The 4,980-nt window shown below is 73.0% G+C and carries 3 protein-coding genes and 1 pseudogene; 3 read left to right on the top strand and 1 reads right to left on the bottom strand.

Going from position 1 to position 4,980, the window contains the following annotated elements:
- The 3 genes from G3I40_RS16040 to G3I40_RS16050 all read left to right on the top strand — a co-directional run.
- Nucleotides 1–1,388, top strand: a 1,388-nt coding sequence (locus G3I40_RS16040) for an FAD-dependent oxidoreductase (protein WP_239091769.1), incomplete at its 5' end; no start/stop codon positions are given.
- A gap of 181 nt (nucleotides 1,389–1,569) precedes the next feature.
- Nucleotides 1,570–3,792: an acetate--CoA ligase family protein gene (locus G3I40_RS16045; protein WP_164302842.1), complete on the top strand. Its 2,223-nt coding sequence runs from the start codon at nucleotides 1,570–1,572 to the stop codon at nucleotides 3,790–3,792.
- A gap of 22 nt (nucleotides 3,793–3,814) precedes the next feature.
- The gene (locus G3I40_RS16050) at nucleotides 3,815–4,615 is read left to right on the top strand and encodes an enoyl-CoA hydratase-related protein (RefSeq protein WP_164302843.1); all 801 of its coding nucleotides are present in this window, start codon (nucleotides 3,815–3,817) and stop codon (nucleotides 4,613–4,615) included.
- 21 nt (nucleotides 4,616–4,636) lie between these two features.
- On the opposite strand, the pseudogene G3I40_RS16055 reads toward G3I40_RS16050, so the two are convergent.
- A pseudogene (locus tag G3I40_RS16055) lies at nucleotides 4,637–4,980 on the bottom strand (hypothetical protein); the annotation flags it as partial.

Consider the following 4,980-nt stretch of genomic DNA (forward strand, 5'->3'; position numbering starts at 1 on the left):
CCACCAGGGACGTGGACGTGGCCGTGGTCGGCGCCGGGCTCGCCGGCCTGACCGCGGCCCGCGACCTCGCCGCCGCCGGGAAGAAGGTCCTGGTCCTGGAGGCCAGGGACCGTGTCGGGGGCCGCGTCCTCAACCTCCCGCTGCCTGGCGGGGGCACGACGGAGGGCGGCGGCGAGTTCATCGGGCCGACCCAGGACCGCATCAAGGCCCTCGCCGACTCCCTCGGCGTCGCGACCTTCACGACGTACAACACCGGCAAGAACGTGCTGTACAAGGACGGCAAGCGCACCCCGTACGCCACCGACGGGCTCCTCGGCTCGGTGCCGCCCATCGACGCGGCGGGCCTCGCCAACGCCGCCGTGGTCCAGGGGCTGCTCGACGACATGGCCAAGCAGGTCCCGGTCGACGCGCCCTGGAGCGCCGCGAAGGCCGAGGAGTGGGACCGCCAGACGTTCGAGACCTGGCTGCGGGCGAACGCGGTGATCCCCTCGGCCCGCTTCCTCATGGAGGTGGCCTGCACCTCCATCTTCTCGGCCGAACCCCGTGAACTGTCGCTGCTGTTCGTCCTGTTCTACATAGCCTCCGCCGGGAACGAGTCCACCCCCGGCACCCTGGAGCGCCTGACCGAGACCGCGGACGGCGCACAGGCCACCCGTTTCGTGGGCGGTTCGCAGCAGGTGCCGCTCAAGCTCGCGGCACAACTCGGTGCGGACCGCGTCCGGTTGTCCGCGCCCGTGCGCCGGATCGCCCGCGGCGCCGACGGCCGTTACACGGTCACGGCCGACGGCGTCACCGTCACCGCGAGCCGTGTCGTGGTCGCGGTCCCGCCGCCGCTCGCCGCCCGGATCGACTTCGACCCGCTGCTGCCCGCCGCCCGCGACCAGCTCTCGCAGCGGCTGCCGATGGGGTCGATCGGCAAGGCGATCGCGGTGTACGCGACCCCGTTCTGGCGGGCCGACGGGCTCAACGGCCAGGTCGTCTCGGACACCGGCGTGGTCCGCTCCACCTTCGACAACTCCCCGCCCGACGCCTCGTACGGCGCCCTGATGGGGTTCATCGAGGCGGACGAGATGCGGGCTCACGACGGCGCGAGCGAGGCCGAGGTGAAGGCGGCGGTCCTCAAGGACTACGTCACGTACTTCGGCGCCAAGGCCGCCACCCCCACCGCCTTCGTGCTCCAGCGCTGGGACAACGAGGGCTTCTCCCGCGGCGGCCCCGTCGCCTACGCCCCGCCGGGCGTCCTGACCCGCTACGGCACGGCCCTGCGCACGCCGGTGGCCGGCATCCACTGGGCGGGAACGGAGAGCTCCCCGTACTGGAACGGCTACATGGACGGCGCGGTGCGCTCCGGGGAGCGCGTGGCCAAGGAGGTCTCCGCCGCGCTGTGAGGTACGGGCCCGTGCCTGTTCGGACCGCCTCCGTGGCGGGCAGAAAGAAGGCACGGGCCGAACGCCGGTACCGCATCCGCCCCAGCCTTTGCGTGCAGCACTGTTCCTGACGGAGCGTCAGTTCAGTAATCTGACTGCGCGTCAGTTTTATTTCTGGAGGCCTACAGGAGCGGGCGGACCGATGCTTGGATCGACTTACGGCACCCTGACCACCGACTCCCGCCGGGCCCGGGTGATCGCCTGCGGTGAGCAGCCCGGTCCCGTGGTGCACGGCAGGACCGGCACCGACGAGCACGACGTCAGCGGGCGGTCACTGCACGCCGACGTACCCGATCTGGACCGCTTCTTCCGGCCCGAGTCCGTGGCCGTCGTGGGAGCGTCGGACGCCGAGGGGCGGCCGAACACGGGGATCACCCGGCAGCTGCTGAACTGGGCGGAGCGGGTCGGCGCGCGCCTGTACCCGGTGCACCCCACGCGCACGTCCGTCTTCGGCCTGACCTGCGCGCCGTCCGTCGGCGAGCTGCCGGAGCAGGTGGACCTCGCCGTCCTCCTCGTCGCGGACCCGCTGCCCGTCATCGAGCAACTCGCGGACACCAAGGTGAAGTTCGCGGTCGCCTTCGCCTCCGGGTTCGCCGAGACGGGCGGCGAGGGGGCCGCCGCCCAGGAGCGCCTGGCCGCCGCCGTCGAGCGGTCGGGGCTGCGCCTGCTCGGGCCCAACACCAACCTCAACGCCTTCGAGCGCTTCCGGGACGACCTGGAAGGCCCCGCGATCGCCCTCATCACGCAGTCGGGGCACCAGGGCCGGCCCGTCTTCTCCCTCCAGGAGCTGGGCATCCGGCTCTCCCACTGGGCGCCGACCGGCAACGAGGCCGACCTGGAGACCGCCGACTTCATCTCGTACTTCTCGCAGCGCCCCGAGGTCGGCGCCATCGCCTGTTACGTGGAGGGGCTCAAGGACGGCCGGTCCTTCCTGCTCGCCGCCGACCGCGCCGCGCGCGAAGGGGTGCCCGTCGTCGCCGTGAAGGTGGGGCGCACCGAGACCGGCGCGCGCACCGCCGCCTCGCACACCGGCAAGCTGACCGGCGCCGACACCGTCGTGGACGCGGCGATGCGGCAGTTCGGCGTCATCAGGGTCGACGGTCTCGACGAACTCCAGGACACCGCGGCCCTGTTGGCCCGCGCGAAGCCGCCGCGGGCCGACGGCGTCGTCGTGTACTCCATATCCGGCGGCACCGGCGCGCACTTCTCCGACCTGGCGACGGCGGCGGGGCTGACCCTGCCCGCCCTCTCCGACGCCAAGCAGAGCGAACTGCACCAGTGGATCCCGGAGTACCTGAACGTCGCGAACCCCGTCGACAACGGCGGGCACCCCGTCGGCGACTGGCGCGGCCGGAAGATCATCGACGCGATCCTCGCCGATCCGTCGGTCGGCGTGCTCATCTGCCCGATCACCGGGCCCTTCCCGCCGATGAGCGACAAGCTCGCGCAGGACCTGGTGGACGCGGCCGAGCAGACGGACAAGCTGGTCTGCGTGGTGTGGGGTTCGCCGGTCGGCACCGAGGACGCGTACCGCACGACCCTGCTCGGCTCCTCCCGCGTCGCGACCTTCCGTACGTTCGCGAACTGCATCGGCGCCGTCCGCGCCTACCTCGACCACCACCGCTTCACCGCCTCCTACCGCTCCCCCTTCGAGGAGGCGCCGCGCACCCCGTCGCCCTCCTTCCGCAAGGCGCAGGCGCTGATGCGCCCCGGCAAGCAGCTGAGCGAGCACGCGGCGAAGCAGCTGCTGCGGGCGTACGGCATCCGCGTCCCGCGCGAGCAGCTGGTGACCAGCGCGGCCGCCGCCGTGCGGGCCGCGAGCCAGGTCGGCTACCCGGTCGTCATGAAGGCGTCCGCGCCGCAGCTCGCCCACAAGTCCGAACTCGGCCTGGTGAAGATCGCGTTGACGTCCGCGAGCCAGGTCAGGGACGCCTACCGCGAGCTCACCGACGTCGCCCGCTACGAAGGCATCGACCTCGACGGGGTCCTGGTGTGCCAGATGGTCGAGCGGGGCGTCGAGATGGTCGTCGGGGTCACCCGCGACGACCTGTTCGGTCCGACGGTGACCGTCGGCCTCGGCGGCGTGCTCGTCGAGGTGCTGCGGGACTCCGCCGTGTGCGTGCCGCCCTTCGGCGAGGGCCAGGCCCGCGCCGCCCTGGACGCACTGCGCGGCCGCGCCCTGCTCGACGGGGTCAGGGGCGCGCCCCCCGCGGACATCGACGCGCTGGTCGAGGTCGTCCTGCGCGTCCAGCGCATGGCCCTCGAACTCGACGGAGAACTCGCCGAGTTGGACATCAACCCCCTACTGGTGCTGCCCCGCGGCCAGGGCGCCGTGGCGCTCGACGCGCTGGCCGTGTGCCGCTGACCACCGGGACGGAGCCCCGCACATGGAACCCCTCGACCGACAGGTCCTGCACACCACGGAGAACGGCGTCTCCTGGATCACCCTGAACCGCCCCGAGGCGATGAACGCCGTCACCTGGGACCAGCGCGAACGGATCATCGCGCTGCTCGCCGACGCCTCCGAGGACCCGGACGTGCGCGCCGTCGTCCTCACCGCCACCGGCAAGGGCTTCTGCGCGGGCGCCGACCTCAAGAACTCCCCGGCGCCCGAGCGCGAGCGCGTCACCGGTGACGTCTCCCGCACGATCCGCCGCGGCGCCCAGCGCCTGATCGCCGCGGTGCAGGATTGCGAGAAGCCGGTGCTCGCGGCGGTCAACGGCACGGCCGCCGGCATCGGCGCCCACCTCGCCCTCGCCTGCGACCTGGTGCTTGCGGCCGAGTCGGCCCGGTTCATCGAGGTGTTCGTCCGCCGCGGCCTGGTGCCCGACGGCGGCGGCGCCTACCTGCTGCCCCGCCTGGTCGGACCGCAGCGCGCCAAGGAGCTGATGTTCTTCGGCGACGCGCTGCCCGCCGCCGACGCGCAGCGCCTCGGCCTCGTCAACAGGGTGGTCCCGGACGGGGAGTTGGCGAAGACGGCCCGCGACTGGGCCGAGCGCCTGGCCGCGGGACCGACCCGCGCGCTCGCCCTGACCAAGCAGTTGGTGAACGCCTCGCTCGACTCCGACCGGGCCACCGCCTTCGCCGCCGAGGCCGTCGCGCAGGAGCTGAACATGACGACGCACGACGCGAACGAGGGCGTGGACAGCTTCGTCCAGCGGCGCCACCCGCAGTTCCGGGGACGCTGACCGACGACAGCGCCCGCGGCACTATTTCGTGAGGATCCGCAGGTCCGCGGCGTCCAGGTCCCCGAACGGCACGTACAGCTCGGGGGCCTTCGCGGTGCCCCCGATCGTCCAGATCACCTGCTCACCGCAGGAGGCGGCGTCCAGGGCGATGCCCGGATCGCCGAACCCGTCGGGCCCCTTCCCGTCGTCGCGCCGCCACGTCCCGCGGCCGTCGCACCGGTCGACGCCGCCGCTCTCCAGCTCGTACGTGTAGGGCAGCCGCGAGAACCGGGCCCGGCCGTCCGCGCTCAGGCGCAGCTCGGCCCCGCCGCCGCGCCAGACGCCGGTGAGCTGGGCGTCGGTGAGCGTCGGCGGCGTGTACTCGC

It is taken from the genome of Streptomyces sp. SID14478, from assembly GCF_010548525.1.
GTDB lineage: Bacteria > Actinomycetota > Actinomycetes > Streptomycetales > Streptomycetaceae > Streptomyces.

What these genes read in the sequence shown, in the direction of transcription:
- G3I40_RS16045 (WP_164302842.1), top strand. Translation starts at nt 1,570, where the DNA reads ATGCTTGGATCGACTTACGGCACCCTGACCACCGACTCCCGCCGGGCC.
- G3I40_RS16050 (WP_164302843.1), top strand. Translation starts at nt 3,815, where the DNA reads ATGGAACCCCTCGACCGACAGGTCCTGCACACCACGGAGAACGGCGTC.